Genomic DNA, 16,677 nt, shown 5'->3' on the forward strand with positions numbered 1-16,677 from the left:
CCGCCCCCGGTCGAGAGAAAGTGATGCATGAGATGAGTACTACAACGTTGACCACGCCTAAACCCCCGGCGACCGATGACCGGGTCGCGGCGAAGGGAACGCTGGCGAAGCTGCTGGGCCGTCCGGAGATCGGCGCGCTCGTGGGCGCGGTGGCCCTGTTCGCGTTCTTCGCGGTCGTCGCCCCGGTCTTCCTGCAGCCGTCCTCCTTCGCGACCGTGCTGTACGGGGCCTCGACGATCGGGATCATGGCGGTCGGGGTGTCCCTGCTGATGATCGGCGGGGAGTTCGACCTCTCCACGGGCGTCGCGGTGATCTCCTCGGCGCTGGCCGCCTCGCTGTTCTCCTGGTACTTCAGCACCAACGTCTGGGTCGGCGTCGTCGTCGCCCTGCTCGTCTCGCTCGCGGTCGGCTTCGTGAACGGGTGGATCCTGATCAAGACCAAGCTGCCCTCCTTCATCGTGACCCTGGCCTCGTTCCTGATGCTGACCGGCCTCAACCTGGGCCTGACCCGCTTGATCGGCGGCTCGGTCTCGACCCCGTCGATCGCGCGGATGGACGGCTTCGCCTCGGCCCGCGCAGTGTTCGCCTCCTCCGTCGGGATCTTCGGGGTGGACGTGAAGATCACGGTGTTCTTCTGGATCGGGCTCGTCGCGGTGGCCTCGTGGATCCTGCTGCGCACGCGGGTCGGGAACTGGATCTTCGCCGTGGGCGGGGACGCGAACGCTGCCCGCGCGGTCGGCGTGCCGGTCGTGCGGACCAAGATCGGCCTGTTCATGGGCGTGGGCCTGTGCGGGTGGATCCTCGGCATGCACAACCTCTTCGCGTTCGACACCGTCCAGTCCGGCGAGGGCATCGGCAACGAGTTCCTCTACATCATCGCCGCGGTCATCGGCGGCTGCCTGCTCACCGGCGGCTACGGTTCCGCGGTCGGCGGCGCGATCGGCGCGTTCATCTTCGGCATGGCCAACAAGGGCATCGTCTACGCCGAGTGGAACCCGGACTGGTTCAAGTTCTTCCTGGGCCTGATGCTCCTGCTCGCCACGATCGTGAACATCGCCGTGAAGAAGAGGGCCGAATCCAAATGAGCACCCCCGAGACCCCGTCGCGGAACACCCCGGAAGGAACCCCCATGAGCCACGGCACCCGCAAGGACCGCATCGAGCAGGAGGCCCTGCTCGCCGGACAGGCCGATCCGCTGACCCACACCCCCGTGCACCTGCTCGAGCTCGACGGGGTCGGGAAGCGGTACGGGAACATCATCGCGCTGCGCGACGTGACGATGGCGGTCGACGCCGGACGCGTCACGTGCGTTCTCGGCGACAACGGGGCCGGCAAGTCCACCCTGATCAAGATCATCGCGGGCCTGCACCAGCACGACGACGGCACGTTCAACATCCTCGGCGAACCGCGCCGGCTCTCCTCGCCGCGCGAGGCCCTGGACTCGGGCATCGCGGCGGTCTACCAGGACCTGGCCGTGGTCTCGCTCATGCCGATCTGGCGCAACTTCTTCCTCGGCTCCGAGCTGTCCACGGGGTTCGGCCCGTTCAAGCGCCTGGACGTCGAGAAGATGAAGCAGGTGACCAAGGACGAGCTCGCCGCGATGGGGATCGACCTGCGCGACGTGGAGCAGCCGATCGGCCAGCTGTCCGGCGGCGAGCGCCAGTGCGTGGCGATCGCCCGGGCCGTGTACTTCGGCGCGAAGGTGCTGATCCTCGACGAGCCGACCGCCGCCCTGGGCGTGAAGCAGTCCGGCGTCGTGCTGCGCTACATCCTCCAGGCCCGCGACCGCGGCCTCGGGGTCATCTTCATCACCCACAACCCGCACCACGCCTTCCCCGTGGGGGACCGCTTCCTGCTGCTCAAGCGCGGCCGCTCGATCGGCTACTACGAGAAGAAGGACATCACCCTCGAGGAGCTCACGGCGCAGATGGCCGGCGGCGCCGAACTGGCCGAGCTCGCCCACGAGCTCGAACAGCTCGGCGGCCACAGCGAGCTGGCCGAGGAGGTCAAGGCCGAGGCCCGGGAAACGTCGGAACACGCGCCGGACGCCGCCCGCAACCTGGCCTGATCCGCCGATTCCACGACGAAAGGACGACATGAGGACACTGACCCTGGGACTGGCCGGCGTCGGACGCATCGGCGTCATGCATGCCCGGAACATCCTTGGACTGCGGGAGCGCTTCGCCGCGCGGGGGATCGGGCTACGGCTCGTCCTCACGGACGTCGCCCTCGAGCACGCCCGGGCCACGGCGGAGCGGCTCGGCGCCGGACACGCGGACGACGTCGGGGCCCTCCTCGCGGGCGGGATCGACGGCCTGGTCGTGGCCACGGGGACGCAGACGCACCCCGAGCTCATCCGCGCCGGCATCGCGGCCGGGGTACCGGTGTTCTGCGAGAAGCCCGTGGCGGGAGACACGGCCTCGTCGCTGCCGTTGCTGCGGGAGATCCGCGAGGCCGGGGGTACAGTCCAGATCGGCCATCAGCGGCGCTTCGACGCCGGCTACCTCGAGGCCAAGCGGGCCTACGCGGCCGGCGAGCTCGGGTGGATCCACTCGCTGCGCGCCGTCACGGGGGACATGTTCCCGCCCTCGGTCGAGTACCTCGCCACCTCGGGCGGCCTCTTCCGCGACTGTTCGGTCCACGACTTCGACGTCATCCGCTGGATCATCGGGCGCGAGGTGGTCGAGGTCTACGCCCGCGGTTCCAACAACGGGGACCCGGCCATCGGCGCCGTCGGCGACGTCGACACGGCGCTGGCCGTCCTGACGCTCGACGACGGCACCGTGGCCACCGCGACCGCCACGCGTTACAACGGGGCCGGGCACGACGTCCGCCTCGAGATCCAGGGCTCGAAGGGATCGCTCGTCGTCGGACTCGACGAGCGCGCCGCGTTGCGCTCGGCCGAGCCGGGGACCGCCTTCCCGTCCGGGTCGCCGCACGAGACCTTCGCCGAGCGCTTCGCCCCCGCCTACAGCGAGGAGATGGCGGCCTTCGTGGAGCTCGTGCTGGGGGAGCGGGAGAACCCGTGTCCGCCCGAGGACGCCGTGGCGGCCTCCGCCGTGGCCGACGCCGCCCAGGAGTCCCTGGCCACCGGCGCCCCCGTCCGCGTCGATCCTCTCGCGGCACGGATCTAGCGGCCCCGTCCGCCACGCGAAGCGATGGCGGACGCGGGGGCCGGTCTGGTGGCTAGGCTCGGTTCATGAGCGATTCCCCCTTCCACGTCACCCGGCGGCGCCTCGTTCCCGCCCCGCCCGCCGCGGTCTTCGGGCTTCTGGCCGATCCCGCGATGCATCCCGTGATCGACGGCTCCGGGACGGTCCGGGCCACGCGCGGCGGGGCGCCGGAGCGGCTCGGGCCCGGAGCCGAGTTCGGCATGGACATGCGCCTCGGCGTCCCGTACCGGATCAGCAACCGCGTCGTGGAGTTCGAGGAGGGCCGGCTCATCGCCTGGCGCCACTTCAGCGGGCACCGCTGGCGCTACGAGCTCGAGCCCGCCGAGGGCGGGACCCTGGTCCGCGAGACCTGGGACGCCTCCCGTCTCAAGCACAAGTGGCTGCTGCGGGTGTTCGGCTTCACCCGGACGACGCCGCGCAATATGGAGCGCACCCTCGAGCGCCTGGCAGCCCACTTCGCCGACGGGCGCGGGGACGCGGACGACGCCGGATCCTCCCCGGGAGCCTGAGCCCGCCCGGGCACGGGGTCGGGGCCCCGGCGTCGTCCTGGGCCTAGGCGACCGTGGTGCCGAAGGCGAGGCCCAGCAGGTAGGTCACGGCCGCCGCGCCGAGCCCGATCGCCAGCTGGCGCAGCCCCCGCTTGGCCGGCGATGCGCCGGAGAGCAGGCCGACGACGCCGCCCGTGCCCATGAGCGCGGCCCCGACGAGCACGACCGAGACCGCGACGGCGGCGAGGCCGGTCAGGCCCAGGAGGTACGGGATGATCGGGATCAGCGCGCCCGAGGCGAAGAAGCAGAAGCTCGCGGCGGCCGCCCCGAGCGCGGAACCGATCGTGTCCGGCTCGTCCTCCTCCTCGGCGGCCCTCTCCGGCTGCAGGGACAACGACGGATCGCAATCGCAGGAGAAGTAGCCCATGCGTTCGGCCGCCCGGTGCTCGGCCGCCTCGGCGCTCATGCCGCGGGCCTTGTAGACGAGGACGAGCTCGTTGGCGTCCAGGTCCAGGTCCGGCGCGGCGGAGAGCGTGACCTGGGTCGGGCGGGCGGCCTCCATGAGCTCGCGCTGCGAGCGCACGGACACGAACTCGCCGGCGGCCATCGACAGCGCCCCCGCCAGGAGCCCGGCGATGCCGGAGAAGAGCACGAGGGCGCTGGAGACGCCGGTCGCGCCGATGCCCATGACGAGGGCCAGGTTGGAGACCAGGCCGTCGTTGGCGCCGAAGACGGCGGCCCGGAAGTTGCCGGAGAGCCGGTGCCTTCCGCGCGTCGCGAGGCCGCGGACGACCTCCTCGTGCACGGCCTCGTCGGCGGCCATCTGGCGCGTCGCGTCGCGGTCGTCGGCGTACGGTGAGTTGCCCTCGGCGCGCTGGGCCAGCGCGAGGATGAACACGGAGCCGACGTGGCGGGCGAGGAAGCGCAGCACGATCCGGTGCAGCGAGGGGCGTGTGCGCTTGTCGGCGTGCTCGCCGAGCAGGGCCGCCCAGTGGCGTTCGTGGCGGAGCTCGGCCTCGGCCAGGCCCAGGAGGATCTCCCGCTCCTCGCCCTCGCGGTTGGCCGCGAGCTCGCGGTAGACGGCGCCCTCGGCCCGCTCGTCGGCGAGGTACTTGCGCCAGCGGCGGATGTCGCGGTGGGACGGAGTGCGGTGGACGGCGGTCGGGGCGGGGCCGTGGGGTACGGTGTCGCGCGGTTCGAAGCCGCGCTGTTCGGGGATGGGCATGGATCCTCGTTCGGTCGGTCGGCCCAGGCGGAGCCTGGGGGCGACGGTCGAGGATCTGGGTACGGCGAACCTCGGACCGCCACCGGCGGGCCGAAGGTCTCGCTCGCCCGGACCGTGGTCCGGGTGGATTGCCGGGCCACGCTCATCGTGGCCAGTATGTCGACAAGTCCGCTGCCTCCTCCGCCCGCCGTGGCGGGGGAGGGGCTGGAACTACTCCCCTTCAGCCGACCAGTATACGCGTGTGGCGTCCGCACTGCTCCGACGACGGCGGTTCCGTGAGGGTGAACGTGGCCGGAACGCCGCGGCGCTTCCCGGCCGCGGCGGTCCGGACGACGAGCCGGAGGGCGCCGCGGTCCCAGCGCGGCGCGGCGCAGGCGTTGGCCAGGGCGCGTTCCAGGGCGTGGGGGTCCTCGGCGAGGTACCGGTACCGTTCTCCGGCGACGTAGAGCGTCACGGTGCCGAGCTCCGTGTCCAGGATCGGCAGGACGGGGATCGGGCTGGACGCCACGGCGGGCCTTTCGCTGGACTCTTGCCCGTGCCGGCCGGCGCGGGCCGCTTCCTCATCCGAACCACCCATGAACCTGGGGTTGGTGCGCGGCCAGTCGGAGCTTGGCGCCGCGTCTCGTGAAGCTTCACACAGCGTAACCCCGCCCCCGCGGTGCGGGAACGGGGTTACGGAGCGTGACGGACCGGGGCGCCCGGGCGTCGGCCGGGCGGCCGGGGCCGGATCAGTGGGGCCGGCGCGCGGGGCCGGGTCAGCGGGCGGCGGTCTCCTCGAGGGACACGCCCTCGGTCTGAACGCGCCCGGCGACGCGGTCCTCCCAGGCCGCGGTCACGTCCCGGCTCGTGGCCGGGGTCGCGAGGCTCACGGCGACGTAGACCACGATGGAGGCGGCGAGGCCGACGTAGATCGGCTCGTTCGCGTAGACGCCGTCGTAGGGAGCGTCGCCCTGGATCTCCAGGATGATCATGGTCCCCAGCGTGAAGAGCGTGCCCGCGGCCATCGACCAGGCGGCGCCCGTGCCGTTGCCGCGCTTCCAGAGCAGGCCGCCGAGGATCGCCACGAGGAGGCCGCCGACGAGGATGTCGTAGGCGATGGTCAGGGCCGCGACGACGTCCTTGACCATGATGGCCAGGAGAATCGTGACGACGCCGAGGCCCAGGACCCACCAGCGGTTGGCGCGGACGTCGTGCTCGGGGTTGGTGCCCGAGTTGACCTCGATCTTCTTGCCGAACCAGCCGGCGACGAACGGAGTGACGTCGGTGCGGGCCACCGTCGCGGCGGCGATGAGCGCGCCGGAGGCCGTGGACATCATGGCGGCGACGGCCGCGGCCAGGACGATGCCGCCGACGGCGACGGGCAGGAGGTTCATGGCCACTTCCGCGTAGACGACGTCCTTGCCGCCCTGGGTGAGGTCGATCTCGGGCAGTGCCACGCGGGCTGCCATGCCGATCACGGCGCCGGCGATGCCGTAGAGCACGCAGTAGAAACCTGCCGTGGCGCCGCCCCAGCGGGCCACGCGCGGTGTGCGGGCGGTGAAGACGCGCTGCCAGATGTCCTGGCCGATCAGCAGGCCCAGGGTGTAGACCACGAAGAACGTGATGATGGTCTGGACTCCGATGCCGTCCCAGCTGAAGAAGGCCTGGCGGGCGCGCTCCTCGATTCCGCCGGACAGACCGCCGAAGCCGCCGGCCGCGGCGATCGTGAAGGGGAGCATGAGGGCGAAGACGCCGACGGTCTTGATGACGAACTGGACCTGGTCGGCGAGCGTGATGGACCACATGCCGCCGATCGTGGAGTAGACGAGCACGATCGCTCCGCCGACGGCGATGGAGGCCTCGCGCTCCCAGCCGAAGAGGACGATGAAGATCGTGGCGTACGCGCCCGTGGAGGTGGCGCAGAGCATCAGAGTGTAGGCGAGCATGACGACGCCGGAGGCGTTGGTGGCGTTGTGGTTGCCGTAACGCAGCGTGAGCATCTGGGAGACCGTGAAGATCTTCAGGCGCTGAAGGACGGGCGCGAAGGCGAGGCTGAGGAGCATGACGCCCACGCCGATGGCGATGACGAGCCAGGCGCCGGAGATACCGTGCTGGTAGCCCAGGCCCACGCCGCCGACGGTGGAGGCGCCGCCGAGGACGACGGCGGCCATGGTGCCGGTGTAGAGCATGGGGCCGAGCCGGCGGCCCGCGACGAGGTAGTCGCTCGAGTTCTTGGTGCGCGACTTCCCCCACCAGCCGAAGGCCAGCATGGCGGCGAGGTAGGCGACGACGATCGCGATGTTGATGATTTCCATGGGGAGGGTGTCTTCTCGAGAGGGGAACGGTGTGAGCTGTTTCACCACTGGTAAACAACTGTTGCCACACAGGCTAGTGTGATTCGAGTTACAGGTCAATTGTCCTAAGCTGTCTTTCATCCCCGAAGACCCGTCCGACCCGCCGGAGGCGCTGCCCATGAAGGCCCTGCCCGTTGAGCCCAGCAACGCGCCGATCGCGATCGGCTCGCGCATCCGGGCGGCCCGCCATGCGCAGCGGATGACGATCGAGCAGGTCGCGGCGTCGACGGGGCTGACCAAGGGCTTCCTGTCCCGCGTCGAGCGCGACCTGACCTCGCCGTCGGTCGCCTCGCTCGTGACGCTGTGCCAAGTGCTCTCCGTCTCGGTCGGCGAGCTCTTCGCCCAGCCCGAGACCCACCTCGTCCGCCTCGCGGAGGCGCCCCGGGTTTCGCTCGGCGGCAGCGGCATCGAGGAACGCCTCCTCACCGCTCGCTCCGAGCGCCGCCTGCAGGTCATCCGTGCCGTGATCGAGCCCCGCGGGGCGGGGGAATCCGAGCTGTACTCCGTGGACTGCGAGGCCGAGGTCCTCCACGTCGTCTCCGGGCGCTTCATCATCATCTTCTCCAACGACCGCTTCGAGCTCGAGGCCGGCGACTCGGTGACGTTCCCCGGGCGCGAGCCGCATACGTGGATCAATCCGACCGACGAGGAGGCGGTGGTCCTGTGGACGCTCGTCCCGGCGGCCTCGAGGTGAGCGCCCCGCAGCGCTCGGGCCGCTGAGCCGTGCCCGCCGAGGCACCGCCGGGCGGCCGGGGGCACGGTCCCTCCGTGGCGGAACAGGAGCGGACGAGCCGGCGCATCGTCGTCGTCTCGTCCCTGCCGTTCGCGGCGCTGCGCGCCCGCTTCGAGGAGCTCGTCCCCGCGCTCGACCTCGCAGGAGCGGAGGACGACGCCGGGGCCGGGCTCGCGTGGGAGGCCCTGCGCGGCGGGGCGGAGTGGCCGGCGGAGTACGGCCTGCTGCGCTTCGGGGCCGAGGACCCGGGGGCGGTCCTCCGCCCGGCCGCCGTGCGCCGCTAGCCGCGCGCGGCCGGACCCGTGGCCTGGTCCCAGGCCGAGCGGATCCACGCCCGGTCGGCCTTCAGGCAGGCGCGGCACAGCCCCGCCCCGAGCACCACGAACTTCACGGACATCCCCGCCAGGTCCGAGGGGTCGAAGAGCACGCTGAAGGGGACCAGCAGGACAAACGCGAGCCCCGCCCACCAGTGGTAGGGCCCGGCCGGGCGTCCGGCGGCGGTGGCCAGCCCGTGCCGGTCCATGAGGCGCGACTGCCGGCGGGTGAAGACGACGGCCGCCCCGACGAGCAGCAGCATCACGGCCACCGTGCCCAGGGACCGCCAGGGGCCCAACGCGGGGCGGAACGCGAAGACGGCGGCCACGACGAGGGCCAGCGAGACGACGATCCACGCCGGGACGGCCATCCGGCGTTCCGCGGACGCACGCGTCGCGGGTGTCGGAGCCGAGGGCTTCCCCGGGTCGTGGGAGGGTTCCGGTGTCATCGGGCCATCGTAGCCTCCGGCACCATTTCCGGGCGCAGGAGTTGTAGGGCCGCCCTCTGGACAGCCCGTGGCCGCGGATCCACCCTGAAGGCACGGCGGGACTGCCGTTCCGCCTCCGGCCGCCGCGGAACGGCGGTCAGCAGCGAGGAGTTGCACAACCCATGAAGAAGTGGACGCGTTGGCAGGACTGGGTGGTCGTGGCCTGCGGGCTCTACGCCGCGTTGTCCGTGCTGTGGATGGAACCCGCCGGGGCCTCCCGCGGCCTCCTGATGACCATCGGCATCCTGCTGGTCGTCGCGGGCGTCGCGAACCTGGCCTCCGTGGCGATGCCGGGCATCGAGTGGGCACAAGCCGTGATCGCCCTGGCCCTGGTCGCCGCCCCGTGGATGGGCGGATTCGCCTCCGCCATGATGCCCGCCATGACGGCCTGGATCGCCGGCGGCGTGGCCCTCGTGGCCACCGGGCTCGCCCTCAAGCCGAGCATGGAGGGGTACCGCGAGCACCATCACCGGGCCGCCTGAGGCGGACCGGAGTCGGCGGCCGGGGCCCGTGGGCCCCGGCCGCTCAGCGCAGTACGACCGTCCGGTTCCCGTTGAGGAACACCCGGCCCTCGCAGTGCCAGCGCACCGCGTTGGACAGGGCCTTGCACTCCGTGTCCCGGCCAGCCGCTACGAGGTCCTCCGGCGTGAAGGTGTGGTCCACCTCGACCACCTGCTGGGCGATGATCGGGCCCTCGTCGAGCTCGCTGTTGACGTAGTGCGCCGTGGCGCCCACGGTCTTCACGCCCCGCGCGAACGCCTGGTGGTACGGCTTGGCGCCCTTGAAGGACGGCAGGAAGGAGTGGTGGATGTTGATGGCCCGGCCCGTCAGCTGGCGGGCGAGGTCGTCGGAGAGCACCTGCATGTAGCGGGCCAGCACCACCAGGTCGATCTCGAAGCGCTCCACGAGCTCCAGGAGCTTCGCCTCCGCCTCCGGCTTGCCCGCCGCGGTGACGGGGACGTGGAAGAACGGGATGCCATGCCACTCGACCGACTGCCGGTGGTCCGGATGGTTGGAGACGACCGCGCCGATCTCGATCGGCAGCTCGCCGATCCGGGTCCGGAAGAGCAGGTCGTTGAGGCAGTGGTCGAACTTCGAGACCATGATCAGCACGCGCCGCCGGGCGCTCGCCGGCCGCAGCTCCCACCGCGCCTCGAACGAACCGGCCAGTTCCGCGAGCTCCGCGCGCAGCGGCCCGGCGTCGCCGTCCGCGGCGAAGTGGACGCGCAGGAAGAAGTGGCCGTGGTGCAGGTCGTCGAACTGCTTCAGCTCGCGGATGTCCCCGCCGTGGCGCAGGAGCGCGCCGGTCACGGCGTGGACGATCCCGGGCCGCTCCGGGCTGTCGAAGGTGAGGATGTGCTCCCCGGGCGCGCTGGGCATGTGGTGTCCTTCCGTCTCAGCATTCGACCACGTTCACGGCGAGTCCGCCGCGCGAGGTCTCCTTGTACTTGGATTTCATGTCCGCGCCGGTCTCGCGCATCGTCTTGATGGCCTGGTCGAGGCTGACCCGGTGCTCCCCGTCCCCGGCCCTGGCCAGGCGGGCCGCGTTGATGGCCTTGACCGATGCGATCGCGTTGCGTTCGATGCAGGGCACCTGGACGAGTCCGCCGACCGGATCGCACGTGAGCCCGAGATTGTGTTCGATCCCGATCTCCGCGGCGTTCTCCACGTGCTCCGGCGTCCCGCCGAGCACGGCGCACAACGCCCCGGCGGCCATGGAGCAGGCCGAGCCGACCTCGCCCTGGCACCCCACCTCAGCCCCCGAGATCGAGGCGTTGCGCTTGAACAGCATGCCGATCGCACCGGCGGTGAAGAGGAAGTCCAGCACCTGCTCCTCTCCGCCGCCCACGAAGCGCGTGTAGTAGTGCAGGACGGCCGGGATGATTCCCGCGGCGCCGTTGGTCGGAGCCGTGACGATCCTCCCGCCCGAGGCGTTCTCCTCGTTCACCGCGAGCGCGTAGAGGTTGACCCATTCCATGGCCCACAACGGGTCCTCGAGCGTGCGCTCGGCCTCCTGCCGGCGCAACTGCTCCCGCAGCGCGGGGGCACGACGCCGGACCTTGAGTCCCCCGGGCAGCGTCGCCTCGGTGCGCGTGCACCCGTTCTCGACGCATTCCTGCATGACGTCCCAGATCCGCAGCAGCCCCGCCTCGATGTCGGCGAGGTCGCCGCGGGCCGACTCGTTGGCGCGCATCACGTCCGCGATCGACAGCCCCGATTCGCGGCACCGCCGCAGCAGCTCGTCGCCGCTCGCGAACGGGTAGGGGAGCTCCGGCGCGGCCCCCGCACCGGAGGCCGCGGGGACCGGGCCCCCGGCCTCCTCGGCCGCGACGACGAACCCACCGCCCACGGAGTAGTAGTCGCGCTCGGCCAGCGCCCCGGCGTCGTACCCGTAGGCCGTCAGGCGCAGGGCGTTCGGGTGCCCCGGAAGGCTGCGCCGCCGGTGCAGGAGAACGTCCCGGGACCGCTCGAACGCGACCTCGTGGGCCCCGCCGAGGCTGATCTTGCCCGAGTGAACCGCGTCGGCGACGATCCCCGGCGCGGCGTCGGCGTCGACCGTCTCCGGGTCGCAGCCCGCCAGGCCCAGGACCACCGCGGCATCCGAACCGTGCCCGATCCCCGTGGCGCCGAGCGAGCCGAACAGCTCCGCCTTGACCCGCGCCGTCGAGGTCAGCAGCCCCGCGGACGCGAGCTCGGACGTGAAGCGCCGTGCCGCCCGCATCGGCCCCACCGTGTGCGAGGAGGAGGGGCCGATGCCGATGGAGAACAGGTCCAGGACCGAGAGGTCCATGGCTACGGCACCTCGTCGCCGGCGAACTCCGCCATGGCGTCCAGGAGCCAGCGCACCAGGTAGTCGGCGAAGGAGGCCCGCGGGAACAGGCGGAACACGTCCGGACCCGCGTGGTGCAGCAGGACGGGCACGGGCCCGAGCTGGGTCGCGACGGCGGTGCCGACCGCGAAGGCGCGCGGGTGCAGGTCCGCGTGGCAGCCCTTCTCCAGCACGGCCCGCGCACTCGGCCCGGACAGCTCCAGGACCGTGCGGTTGGCGGAGAGGTCCACGGCCTGGCCGGGGAGGCCCTCGAGCGCCGCGGCGGCCCCGTCGACGGCGCCCGGAAGCTGGCGCCGGGAGACGTCGACGGCGAGGAACTCGTCGGGGGACAGCCACAGCACGTGCTGAGCCGAGGCCTCGCCCGTGACCTCGCCGGCGCGGGCCGGCAGCGGTACGCCGAGGGCCCGCTCGAGGGCCGCCGCGGAGTCGGATCCCGGCACGGCACGCAGCCCCAGCTGGACGCTGAAGGCGATCTCGCGCAGGGACACGGCGCGTTCGCCCTCCACGGCCGCCGCGGCCATCTGGGCGGCCAGGTGCGCCGCGGGCGAGGAGCGCAGGGCGTCGAGCGCGGAGGCCGGGGCGGGGGCCGGAACGGTGTCAGGCGTCGTGGGGGTTCCGTGGTCGGCGGTGCGCGCCGTGCCGGCGGTTGCGGTCAGGGTGTTCTCAGCCATCGCGACGGCTCCCTTCGGGGTCGTAGAGGACGGGGGATGTGATTTCGACGTCGACGAGCCGGCCGTCGAGCGGGGCCTGGACGACCTCGCCGATCCGGTGGCGGCCGTTGTCGACCAGGGCCAGGCCGAACGGGCGGCCCAGGGTGGCGGAGAGGTAGGAGGAGGTGACGTGGCCGATCATCGGCACGGGTGCCTCCGCCGGCGTGATGGGCGTGCCCGCCGTGACGAGCTGCGCCCCCTCCGGGAGCCGCGTGGCGGCGTCCACGGGGAGCACGCCGACGAGGTGCTTGCGGTCGGTGCGCGAGGTGTCCTGGCGGGCGAACGAGCGCCTGCCGATGAAGTCCTTGGCCTTGGAGACGACCCAGTCCATGCCGGCGTCCTGCGGCGTCACCGTGCCGTCGGTGTCCTGGCCGACGATGATGAAGCCCTTCTCGGCGCGCAGCACGTGCATGGTCTCGGTGCCGTACGGAGTGATCCCGAACTCCGCCCCGGCCTCGGCGACGGCCTCCCAGACGGCCAGCCCGTAGAACGCCTCGACGTTGATTTCGAACGCCAGTTCGCCGGAGAAGGAGATCCGGCAGATCCGCGCGGGGATCCCGTTGGCCAGCGTCGTCTCGCGGAAGGCCATGAACTTGAACGACTCGTTGTCGAGGTCCAGCTCAGGGGCCAGTTTCGCGATCACGGCGCGGGACTTCGGCCCCACGACGGCGACGGTGCCCCACTGCTCCGTGACGGAAGTGCAGACCACGTCGAGCTCCGGCCACTCCGTCTGGTGCCACTCCTCGAGCCAATCGAGGACCTTGGCGGCGCCGCCCGTCGTCGTGGTCATGAAGTAGCGGTCCTCGTCCAGGCGCAGGGTCACGCCGTCGTCGAACACCATGCCATCGGGGGTGCACATCACTCCGTACCGGCCCATGCCCGGGGCGAGCTTCTTGAACGCGTTGGTATAGACGCGGTTCAGGAACTCGCCCGCGTCCGTGCCGCGGATCTCGATCTTGCCCAGCGTCGTGGCGTCCATGAACCCCACGGACTCCCGCACGGCGGCGCACTCGCGCAGCACGGCCGCGTCCATGTCCTCGCCGGGCCGCGGGTAGTACCAGGGGCGCTTCCACTGCCCGACATCCTCGAAGAGGGCGCCGCGGGCCACGTGCCACGGGTGGATCGAGGTGATCCGGGCGGGATCGAACAGCTCGCCGCGCTGCCTGCCCGCGAGGGCCGTGAACGCGACGGGCGTGAACGGCGCCCGGAACGTCGTCGTGCCGATCGAGCCGAGGTCCGGCTCATTCAGGGCGGCCGCGATCACGCCGATGGCGTTGACACCGCTCGTCTTGCCCTGGTCGTTGGCCGTGGAGATCGAGGTGTAGCGCTTGACGTGCTCCACGGAGCGCATGCCGGCGCCGGTCGCGCGCAGCACGTCGGCCACGGTCTGGTCCCGCTGCAGATCCACGAAGTGCGTGGACCAGCCGGCCGGTTCGCCGGTCAGCCCCGGGACCAGCCACAGGGGCCGGACGGGGCCGGTGTCGCCGGCCGGGGCCGAGGGCACCACGAGCGGCGCCTGGCGTCCCGCGGCCCGGGCCGCGCGGTGGCCGGCGAGGGCGCCCTGGGAGAGCGCCTCGTGGAGGGAGTAGGAGCCCGTGGCCGCGCCCGCGAGCTCCTGCTCCGCGACGGGGGAGCCCGGGACGAACGCCGCGATGTCCTCGTTCCAGACGATCCGGCCCTGACGCTGGCTGTGCAGGTGGACCACGGGGGAGAAGCCGCCGGAGACGGCGAGGAGGTCCGCCTCGACGGTCTCGACCGCACCGCTCGGCCGGCCGGCGTCGTCGATCCGGGACACGTCCACGGAGCTGACCCGGCCGGCGGTGCCCGCGCCGGCCGTGTCCACGACGGCGGAGCCGAAGACCCCGCGCACGCCGGTCGCCTCGAGCACGGCCGCGGCCGTGGGGGAAGGAGCCGGGCGGGAGTCGACGACGACGGCGGTGCCGAGGCCGGCGGCGTGCAGGTCCTCGACGAGGGCGTAGGCGGAGTCGTTCGTCGTCGCGACCACGACATTGCGCCCGGCGGCGGCCGCGTAGCGGTTCAGGTAGGAGCGCACGGCACCGGCGAGCATGATGCCGGGCCGGTCGTTGTTGGCGAACACGATCGGCCGCTCGTGGGCGCCCGTGGCCAGGACCACGCGGGAGGCGCGGACGTGCCAGATCCGCTGCCGGGAGACGCCGCGGCGCTCGCGGGCCGGCAGGTGGTCGGTACGGTGCTGGACGGCGACGAGGTAGTTCGCGTCGTAGCTGCCGAAGACCGTGGTGCGGGGCAGGTAGGTGAAGTCCTCCGCCCCGGCCAGCCGGTCGAGCGTGGAAGACACCCACTCGAGGGCGTCCACGCCGTCGATCGACTCGCCGCGGGAGGACAGCAGCGAGCCGCCGGCGGAGGGCTGGTCGTCCATCAGGATCGTGCGGGCCCCCGTCTTGGCGGCCTCGCGGGCCGCGGCGAGGCCGGCCGGGCCGGCGCCGACGACGAGGACGTCCGCGTGGACGTACTTGCGGTCGTACACCGCCTCGTCCTTGCGCGGGTCGAGGGTCCCGAGGCCGCTCAGGAACCGCGCCTCGAGCCCGTCGGTGAGCTCCACGGTGGTGGCCGGGAGCATGGACTCGTCGACGTGGCCGGGGAAGCGCGAGCGGACGGTCACGAGGGCGTTGGACTCCTCGACTCCGGCGCTCATGATGCCGCGGGGACGGCCGAGGTACATCGACGGGCCGCAGTCAAGGCGGCCCGAAGCCACGAGGGCGCTGGCGAGCGTGTCGCCCTCGTACCCCGTGTAGTCCAGGCCGTCGACGCGGAAGGAGACCTCCCGCGTGCGGTCGATCCCGTGGCCGGCGGCGCGGACGGCGTCCAGGCGTGCGGTGCTCACTTGCTTCCTCCTTCGAAGACGGTGGGCCGTTCGGCGCCCATGGCGTAGACGGCCTTGAACTCGTAGCTGGCCGTGTCGCGCACGGCGTTGAACCACTTGCGGCACCCCGTGGAGTGCTGCCAGCGTTCGGCGAAGAGGCCCTTGGGGTTCTCGCGGTAGAAGAGGTACTCCGCCCATTCGCGGTCGCTCAGCTCTTCCGGCGCGGCGGGGTAGGCGACGTGCGCCTGGCCGCCGTAGTGGAACTCGACCTCGTCGCGGGGTCCGCAGTGGGGGCAGTCGATCAGTAGCATGGCCGTCCTTCCTAGTGGGCCACGGCGGCGGCGCCGTGTTCGTCGATGAGGTGCCCGGTCTCGAAGCGGTCCAGCGAGAACGGGGCGTTGAGGGGGTGGGCCTCGCCCGTGGCGATCGTGTGGGCGAACGCGTAGCCCGCGCCGGGGGTGCCCTTGAAGCCGCCGGTGCCCCAGCCGCAATTGACGAAGAGCTCGTCGATCGGCGTCGTGGAGACGATCGGGGAGGCGTCGAGTGTCACGTCGACGATCCCGCCCCATGTGCGCAGCAGATGCGCGCGGGCGAAGATGGGGAACAGCTCCACCGCGGCGGCCATCTGCTCCTCGATCACGTGGAACGCGCCGCGCTGGCCGTAGCCGTTGTAGGTGTCGACGCCTGCGCCCATGACGAGTTCGCCCTTGTGCGCCTGCGAGACGTACACGTGGACGTGGTTGGACATGACGACCGTGGGGTGGACCGGTTCGAAGAGCTCCGAGACGAGTGCCTGCAGGGGGTGGGACTGGATCGGCAGGCGGAACCCGGCCAACTCGGCGAGGACGGAGGAGTGGCCCGCGGCGGCGAGGCCGACCTTGCCGGCGTTGATCCGACCGCGCGAGGTCTCGACGCCGATGACGCGGTTGCCGTCCTTGATGAATCCGGTGACCTCGCAGTTCTGGATGATGTCCACGCCCATCTCGTCGCACTTGCGGGCGAAGGCCCACGCGACGTGGTCGTGCTTGGCGATGCCGGCCCGCGGCTGGTAGGTGGCGCCCATGACGGGGTAGCGGATGTCGTCGCCGATGTTGATGATCGGGCACAGTTCCTTGACCTGCTCCGGGGTGAGCCATTCGGCGTCGACCCCGTTGAGGACGTTGGCGTTGACGCGGCGCTGGGACTCGCGGACGTCGCCGAGGGTATGGGCCAGGTTCATGACGCCGCGCTGGGAGAAGAGGAAGTCGTACTCGAGCTCCTCCGGCAGCTGCTCCCAGAGCTTGAGCGAGTGCTCGTAGATCGCGGCGGATTCGTCCCACAGGTAGTTGGAGCGGATGATCGTGGTGTTGCGGGCCATGTTGCCGCCCGCGAGCCAACCGCGTTCCAGGACCGCGATGTTGGTCATCCCGTGGTTCTTGGCGAGGAAGTAGGCGGTGGCGAGGCCGTGGCCGCCGCCGCCGACGATGACGGCGTCGTAGCCCGGCTTGGGGTCGGGGTTGCGCCAGAGGAAGTCCGGGTGCTCCGGAAGCAGGTCGGCCATG

At 71.8% G+C, this 16,677-nt stretch carries 17 protein-coding genes and 1 riboswitch; of the genes, 7 read left to right on the forward strand and 10 right to left on the reverse strand.

All coding sequences use genetic code 11. From position 1 onward, the window contains the following. The first annotated feature begins 32 nt into the window (after nucleotides 1–32). The 4 genes from AC0QR5_RS16325 to AC0QR5_RS16340 all read left to right on the forward strand — a co-directional run bounded on the left by AC0QR5_RS16325 (nucleotide 33) and on the right by AC0QR5_RS16340 (nucleotide 3,682). Entirely contained in the window at nucleotides 33–1,085 is a 1,053-nt protein-coding gene (locus AC0QR5_RS16325) for an ABC transporter permease (RefSeq protein ID WP_329863110.1), read from the forward strand. A 44-nt stretch (nucleotides 1,086–1,129) separates the two neighbouring features. Then, nucleotides 1,130–2,068: an ATP-binding cassette domain-containing protein gene (locus AC0QR5_RS16330; protein ID WP_329863108.1), complete on the forward strand. Its 939-nt coding sequence runs from the start codon at nucleotides 1,130–1,132 to the stop codon at nucleotides 2,066–2,068. 28 nt (nucleotides 2,069–2,096) lie between these two features. Next, the gene (locus tag AC0QR5_RS16335) at nucleotides 2,097–3,134 is read left to right on the forward strand and encodes a Gfo/Idh/MocA family oxidoreductase (RefSeq protein WP_329863106.1); all 1,038 of its coding nucleotides are present in this window, start codon (nucleotides 2,097–2,099) and stop codon (nucleotides 3,132–3,134) included. A gap of 65 nt (nucleotides 3,135–3,199) precedes the next feature. After that, nucleotides 3,200–3,682, forward strand: a complete 483-nt coding sequence (locus tag AC0QR5_RS16340) for an SRPBCC family protein (RefSeq protein ID WP_329863104.1) — start codon at nucleotides 3,200–3,202, stop codon at nucleotides 3,680–3,682. A 43-nt stretch (nucleotides 3,683–3,725) separates the two neighbouring features. On the opposite strand, the gene AC0QR5_RS16345 is transcribed toward AC0QR5_RS16340, so the two are convergent. The 3 genes from AC0QR5_RS16345 to AC0QR5_RS16355 all read right to left on the reverse strand — a co-directional run bounded on the left by AC0QR5_RS16345 (nucleotide 3,726) and on the right by AC0QR5_RS16355 (nucleotide 7,180). Continuing rightward, nucleotides 3,726–4,886, reverse strand: a complete 1,161-nt coding sequence (locus AC0QR5_RS16345) for a VIT1/CCC1 transporter family protein (RefSeq protein WP_329863102.1) — start codon at nucleotides 4,884–4,886, stop codon at nucleotides 3,726–3,728. A 220-nt stretch (nucleotides 4,887–5,106) separates the two neighbouring features. Continuing rightward, nucleotides 5,107–5,394 (reverse strand): hypothetical protein, encoded by a 288-nt coding sequence (locus AC0QR5_RS16350; protein WP_329863100.1) that lies wholly within the window; start codon nucleotides 5,392–5,394, stop codon nucleotides 5,107–5,109. A 12-nt stretch (nucleotides 5,395–5,406) separates the two neighbouring features. Continuing rightward, a riboswitch (SAM riboswitch) is annotated at nucleotides 5,407–5,516 on the reverse strand. A gap of 125 nt (nucleotides 5,517–5,641) precedes the next feature. Next, nucleotides 5,642–7,180 (reverse strand): sodium:solute symporter family protein, encoded by a 1,539-nt coding sequence (locus tag AC0QR5_RS16355; protein WP_329863099.1) that lies wholly within the window; start codon nucleotides 7,178–7,180, stop codon nucleotides 5,642–5,644. Between the two features lie 157 nt (nucleotides 7,181–7,337). Here AC0QR5_RS16355 and AC0QR5_RS16360 point away from each other — a divergent pair, with 157 nt between their 5' ends. Both AC0QR5_RS16360 and AC0QR5_RS16365 read left to right on the forward strand, forming a co-directional pair. Continuing rightward, entirely contained in the window at nucleotides 7,338–7,913 is a 576-nt protein-coding gene (locus AC0QR5_RS16360) for a helix-turn-helix domain-containing protein (RefSeq protein ID WP_329863097.1), read from the forward strand. A 74-nt stretch (nucleotides 7,914–7,987) separates the two neighbouring features. After that, nucleotides 7,988–8,236, forward strand: a complete 249-nt coding sequence (locus AC0QR5_RS16365) for a hypothetical protein (protein WP_329863095.1) — start codon at nucleotides 7,988–7,990, stop codon at nucleotides 8,234–8,236. On the opposite strand, the gene AC0QR5_RS16370 is transcribed toward AC0QR5_RS16365, so the two are convergent. Beyond that, nucleotides 8,233–8,715, reverse strand: a complete 483-nt coding sequence (locus AC0QR5_RS16370; protein WP_329863093.1) for a hypothetical protein — start codon at nucleotides 8,713–8,715, stop codon at nucleotides 8,233–8,235. The two genes, AC0QR5_RS16365 and AC0QR5_RS16370, sit on opposite strands and share 4 nt — an antisense overlap. A gap of 161 nt (nucleotides 8,716–8,876) precedes the next feature. On the opposite strand from AC0QR5_RS16370, the gene AC0QR5_RS16375 reads away from it, so the two are divergent. Then, nucleotides 8,877–9,236, forward strand: coding sequence for an SPW repeat domain-containing protein (locus tag AC0QR5_RS16375; RefSeq protein ID WP_329863091.1), 360 nt, complete (start codon nucleotides 8,877–8,879; stop codon nucleotides 9,234–9,236). Nucleotides 9,237–9,279: 43 nt separating this feature from the next. Here the strand turns inward: AC0QR5_RS16375 and purU are convergent, their stop codons facing one another. The 6 genes from purU to AC0QR5_RS16405 form a co-directional block, all read right to left on the reverse strand. Next, nucleotides 9,280–10,134, reverse strand: a complete 855-nt coding sequence (gene purU / locus AC0QR5_RS16380; RefSeq protein WP_329863089.1) for a formyltetrahydrofolate deformylase — start codon at nucleotides 10,132–10,134, stop codon at nucleotides 9,280–9,282. Between the two features lie 16 nt (nucleotides 10,135–10,150). After that, nucleotides 10,151–11,545: an L-serine ammonia-lyase gene (locus AC0QR5_RS16385; protein ID WP_329863087.1), complete on the reverse strand. Its 1,395-nt coding sequence runs from the start codon at nucleotides 11,543–11,545 to the stop codon at nucleotides 10,151–10,153. Nucleotides 11,546–11,547: 2 nt separating this feature from the next. Next, the gene (locus AC0QR5_RS16390; protein ID WP_329863122.1) at nucleotides 11,548–12,105 is read right to left on the reverse strand and encodes a sarcosine oxidase subunit gamma; all 558 of its coding nucleotides are present in this window, start codon (nucleotides 12,103–12,105) and stop codon (nucleotides 11,548–11,550) included. A gap of 142 nt (nucleotides 12,106–12,247) precedes the next feature. Then, nucleotides 12,248–15,157 carry a sarcosine oxidase subunit alpha family protein gene (locus tag AC0QR5_RS16395; protein WP_329863085.1) on the reverse strand — a complete coding sequence of 970 codons (2,910 nt, stop codon included), beginning with the start codon at nucleotides 15,155–15,157 and terminating at the stop codon, nucleotides 12,248–12,250. Next, nucleotides 15,154–15,447 (reverse strand): sarcosine oxidase subunit delta, encoded by a 294-nt coding sequence (locus AC0QR5_RS16400; protein WP_329863084.1) that lies wholly within the window; start codon nucleotides 15,445–15,447, stop codon nucleotides 15,154–15,156. Before AC0QR5_RS16400 ends, AC0QR5_RS16395 begins: the two co-directional genes overlap by 4 nt. An 11-nt stretch (nucleotides 15,448–15,458) precedes the next feature. Then, nucleotides 15,459–16,676, reverse strand: a complete 1,218-nt coding sequence (locus AC0QR5_RS16405; protein ID WP_329863082.1) for a sarcosine oxidase subunit beta family protein — start codon at nucleotides 16,674–16,676, stop codon at nucleotides 15,459–15,461. Nucleotide 16,677: the final 1 nt, after the last annotated feature.

The sequence above is a fragment of the Arthrobacter sp. J156 genome, from assembly GCF_056172865.1.

Bases quoted from the DNA above. Each gene is read 5' to 3' on its own strand.
- AC0QR5_RS16385 (WP_329863087.1), bottom strand. From the start codon at position 11,545: ATGGACCTCTCGGTCCTGGACCTGTTCTCCATCGGCATCGGCCCCTCC.
- AC0QR5_RS16355 (WP_329863099.1), bottom strand. From the start codon at position 7,180: ATGGAAATCATCAACATCGCGATCGTCGTCGCCTACCTCGCCGCCATG.
- AC0QR5_RS16340 (WP_329863104.1), top strand. From the start codon at position 3,200: ATGAGCGATTCCCCCTTCCACGTCACCCGGCGGCGCCTCGTTCCCGCC.
- AC0QR5_RS16400 (WP_329863084.1), bottom strand. From the start codon at position 15,447: ATGCTACTGATCGACTGCCCCCACTGCGGACCCCGCGACGAGGTCGAG.
- AC0QR5_RS16405 (WP_329863082.1), bottom strand. From the start codon at position 16,676: ATGGCCGACCTGCTTCCGGAGCACCCGGACTTCCTCTGGCGCAACCCC.
- AC0QR5_RS16325 (WP_329863110.1), top strand. From the start codon at position 33: ATGAGTACTACAACGTTGACCACGCCTAAACCCCCGGCGACCGATGAC.
- AC0QR5_RS16375 (WP_329863091.1), top strand. From the start codon at position 8,877: ATGAAGAAGTGGACGCGTTGGCAGGACTGGGTGGTCGTGGCCTGCGGG.
- purU (WP_329863089.1), bottom strand. From the start codon at position 10,134: ATGCCCAGCGCGCCCGGGGAGCACATCCTCACCTTCGACAGCCCGGAG.
- AC0QR5_RS16390 (WP_329863122.1), bottom strand. From the start codon at position 12,105: ATGGCCGCGGCGGCCGTGGAGGGCGAACGCGCCGTGTCCCTGCGCGAG.
- AC0QR5_RS16330 (WP_329863108.1), top strand. From the start codon at position 1,130: ATGAGCCACGGCACCCGCAAGGACCGCATCGAGCAGGAGGCCCTGCTC.
- AC0QR5_RS16335 (WP_329863106.1), top strand. From the start codon at position 2,097: ATGAGGACACTGACCCTGGGACTGGCCGGCGTCGGACGCATCGGCGTC.
- AC0QR5_RS16370 (WP_329863093.1), bottom strand. From the start codon at position 8,715: ATGACACCGGAACCCTCCCACGACCCGGGGAAGCCCTCGGCTCCGACA.
- AC0QR5_RS16345 (WP_329863102.1), bottom strand. From the start codon at position 4,886: ATGCCCATCCCCGAACAGCGCGGCTTCGAACCGCGCGACACCGTACCC.
- AC0QR5_RS16360 (WP_329863097.1), top strand. From the start codon at position 7,338: ATGAAGGCCCTGCCCGTTGAGCCCAGCAACGCGCCGATCGCGATCGGC.